Genomic DNA, 3,290 nt, shown 5'->3' on the forward strand with positions numbered 1-3,290 from the left:
CCCCAACCCCTCCCCTGAAGGGGAGGGGCTCAATGGCCCGAGCGTGTTCCGGAAGGTGATGACGTCATGACGCCGGATCTCGTCGACCGCGCCGGTGGGCAGGTCGCCGAGCTCGAAGGGGCCGTAGCTGGTGCGGATCAGGCGCGAGACCTGGAGCCCCAGATGTTCGAGCACACGGCGGACCTCGCGGTTCTTGCCTTCGGTCAGCTTCATCTCGATCCAGGTGTTGGCGCCGGTACGGCGTTCGAGATTGGCGTCGATCGAGCCGTAGCGGATGCCGTCGATCTCGATGCCCTCGATCAGGTCTTCGAGCTGCGCCTGAGTCACGTCACCATAGGCGCGCGCGCGATAGGTGCGCACCACGCCCGTCCTGGGCAGTTCGAGCTGGCGCTTGAGTTCGCCGTCATTGGTGAGCAGCAACAGCCCCTCGGTGTTGAGGTCGAGCCGGCCCACCGGCATCAGCCGCGGCAGATCCTTGGGCAGGCGATCATAGATGGTCGGGCGGCCCTTGGGATCGCGCTCGGTGGTGAGCACGCCCGAGGGCTTGTGGAAGCGGAAGAGCTTGGCGGGCGGCGCCTGCTTGACGGGCTTGCCGTCGACGGTGACGCCGTGGAGCGAGGTCAGGATCGTCGCGGGGGTGTCAAGCACGGCGCCATTCAAGGCGATGCGGCCCTCGGCGATCATGCGCTCGATCTCGCGGCGCGAGGCGATGCCCGCGCGCGCCAGCAGCTTTGCGATGCGCTGGCCCTCAGGCCGATCTTCGCTGTGCTTTTTCGGTGGCGGGGCCAAGTTTCGTCTCCAGTCGTGAAAATAAACCCGTGCGCGTGCCGCTGCGAGCCATTATGCGCTCTGCCCAGGCGCAGGAGAGGAAGCGCATAGATGCTGTTTGGCAGGAAGCAAAGGCTGATCAACCGGCTGCTCATCGTCGAGGATGAGCCGCTGGTGGCGTTCGACAATGAGCATGTACTGACCGAGGCGGGCTATCACGTCGTCGGGACGGTCGATCGCTATCGCGATGCGCTGGCGGTGCTCGATGCCGGCGAGGTCGACCTGATCCTGAGCGACGTGCGGCTGACGGGCGATCGCAACGGCACCGATCTGGCGCGCGAGGCGCTGCGCCGCAAGGTGAAGCTGCTGTTCGTCACCGCGAGCTGCCCGATCGACGCGCCCGATATCTCGATCGGCTGCCTTGCCAAGCCCTTTGCGCACAAGGAACTGCTCGCGGCACTGGAGGCGGTGAACGCATGCCTGGGCGGCGCCCGCCCGAAAAAGCTGCCGCGAGGACTGACGCTGTACGGGGTTTGAACAGTTCGACTGTGGAGGATGCGCCGTGGTGAAGCCGATCATCAATCTCGACGCGGTGGAGTTCGACGATGTGGAGGAGAATGGCCGCTACACGTCGAGCCGGGCCACGATCAGCGACCTGATCGGCGCGCGCGATCTTGGCTATAACCTGACCGTGCTTCCGCCCGGAAAGGTGCAATGCCCATTCCACGCGCATCATGGCGAGGAAGAGATGTTCTTCATCCTCGAGGGCGAAGGCGAGCTTCGCTTCGGCGACCGGCGCTATCCGATCCGCCAGCATGACGTGATCGCCTGTCCGCCGGGCGGGCCGGAGGTGGCGCACCAGATCATCAACACCGGCACGACGACGATGCGCTATCTGGCGATTTCGACGCTGGTCGAGGTCGAGGCGTGCGAATATCCGGATTCGGGGAAGGTGTCGGTCGTGGCGGGCAAGCGCGGCGATCGGGGACTTCGCAAGATGTTTCGCGCGGAGGCGGACGTGGATTACTACGACCGCGAAGAAGGCTGAGCGCTCTCGACCCAATTGCCGGCGCCAATTCCTCCCCGGTACGGGGAGGTGGCAGCCCGCAGGGCTGACGGAGGGGCTGCGCTGGAGCGACGGCGTCGTACCAGCCCCTCCACCATGCTTCGCATGGTCCCCCTCCCCGTACCGGGGAGGAATTGAAACGTCCGCTTTCGCCCTAGCCGAGTCGACGAACCCGGGCCTAATTCGCCGCCAGCCGCGCCTCTACCGTGTCGTGGAAGTGGCGGATGCCGGTCTCAAGCGTGCCCAGGGTCAGCCGGTCGATCGCGCCCGATTGCAGGCCGTTCTGGCCGAGCGCAGCGGCGCGGTAGTCCTCGCCGGCAAAGACGCCTTCGTCGAGCAGCTTCCAGCTGCGCTGCCAATGATCGAGCGCCTTTTCGGTCCTGGGCGGCTCGGGGATCAGCATGAAATCCTCGACGAGCACGCGGTCGACCGCCTGCGGCATCAGCACCATGATGTTCACATAATCCGGGCTGAGGATCATGATCGTTGCGGGGAAGAGCTGATAGGCAAAGGTGATCGAGGCGCGCAGCGCCCTCCAGTCGTTGAGGTCGAGCGCGGCGACCGCGGATTCGCGGCCGACCGCCGAGCGCTGGTGCGGTCCGATCGTGTCGCCGCTGGTGACCCCGTCCTGGAAGAAGGGGCCGATCGTGTCGGCGTGAAGCCGCAGGACGTGGTAGCTTTCGAGGAAGGCATCCATGATGAGCTTCCAGTTGGCCGCAACATCATGCGTCCGCCGCGCGAACATATGCTGCTGACCGAGCGCAAAGGCTTCGAAATCGTGCGTCAGCGCCTCGGCCTCGGCAAAGCTTGCGCCTTCGTCGAAGCTGAACCAGATGAGCCCGCCCGCCTCGAAGGTCGGCAGGCGCCTGAGGCCATATTCGCTCTTGTCGAACCCCGGAAAACTGTCAGGGCGGGGCAGGCCGACCAGGCTGCCGTCGAGCTTATAGGTCCAGGCATGATAGGGGCAGACGAGACGCGAGGCGCAGACGGTGTCGGTGCCCTCGATCAGCCGCGTGCCACGGTGCCGGCAGACATTGAGGAAGACGTGCGCCACGCCCTTGCCGTCGCGCGCGATGAGCAGCGGCTTGCCGAAGCCGTCATGCGGCACCGCCATATTGGGCTCGGGAAGCAGCGCCGAGGGCGCGATCACCTGCGGTGCGCGGTGAAAGATGCGTTGCTGCTCCTGCTGGAAGCGTTCGGGGCAGGTATAGGCGGAGGCCTCGACATAGGTGATTGCATCGCTCTTGCGCGTGCAACCATGCGCGATGGCATCTGCCAGCGCGAGCTGGCCCGGGGTGGGGGTGATGGCGTTCATGGCGCCGGCTATCCTCTCGCTCGATCGGGCGGCCGTCTGGTGCGGTCGCTTTGCCAATTCTGCCTCTAGTCATCTGAATCTGAAGTTCGGCTCATTGTTTTTTGGCAGAAGCGTTTGACGGAGGCGAGGATTTCGTCTGCG

At 65.3% G+C, this 3,290-nt stretch carries 4 protein-coding genes; 2 read left to right on the plus strand and 2 right to left on the minus strand.

The annotated features are described in order from the left end of the window. The coding region (locus AC3WJD_RS21755; protein ID WP_492748912.1) for a pseudouridine synthase at nt 1–789 on the minus strand (789 nt) is incomplete at its 3' end. A gap of 90 nt (nt 790–879) precedes the next feature. On the opposite strand from AC3WJD_RS21755, the gene AC3WJD_RS21760 reads away from it, so the two are divergent. Together AC3WJD_RS21760 and AC3WJD_RS21765 are read left to right on the plus strand one after the other, a co-directional pair. After that, nucleotides 880–1,305 (plus strand): response regulator, encoded by a 426-nt coding sequence (locus AC3WJD_RS21760; protein ID WP_492748913.1) that lies wholly within the window; start codon nt 880–882, stop codon nt 1,303–1,305. 25 nt (nt 1,306–1,330) lie between these two features. Next, nucleotides 1,331–1,816, plus strand: coding sequence for a cupin domain-containing protein (locus tag AC3WJD_RS21765; protein ID WP_492748914.1), 486 nt, complete (start codon nt 1,331–1,333; stop codon nt 1,814–1,816). A gap of 196 nt (nt 1,817–2,012) precedes the next feature. Here the strand turns inward: AC3WJD_RS21765 and AC3WJD_RS21770 are convergent, their stop codons facing one another. Continuing rightward, nucleotides 2,013–3,149, minus strand: a complete 1,137-nt coding sequence (locus AC3WJD_RS21770; protein WP_492748915.1) for an aromatic ring-hydroxylating oxygenase subunit alpha — start codon at nt 3,147–3,149, stop codon at nt 2,013–2,015. Nucleotides 3,150–3,290: the final 141 nt, after the last annotated feature.

It is taken from the genome of Sphingobium sp. FW306-1B-F04DB (genome assembly GCF_058781925.1).

Coding starts and splice junctions, on each gene's coding strand:
- AC3WJD_RS21760 (WP_492748913.1), top strand. CDS start 880: ATGCTGTTTGGCAGGAAGCAAAGGCTGATCAACCGGCTGCTCATCGTC.
- AC3WJD_RS21770 (WP_492748915.1), bottom strand. CDS start 3,149: ATGAACGCCATCACCCCCACCCCGGGCCAGCTCGCGCTGGCAGATGCC.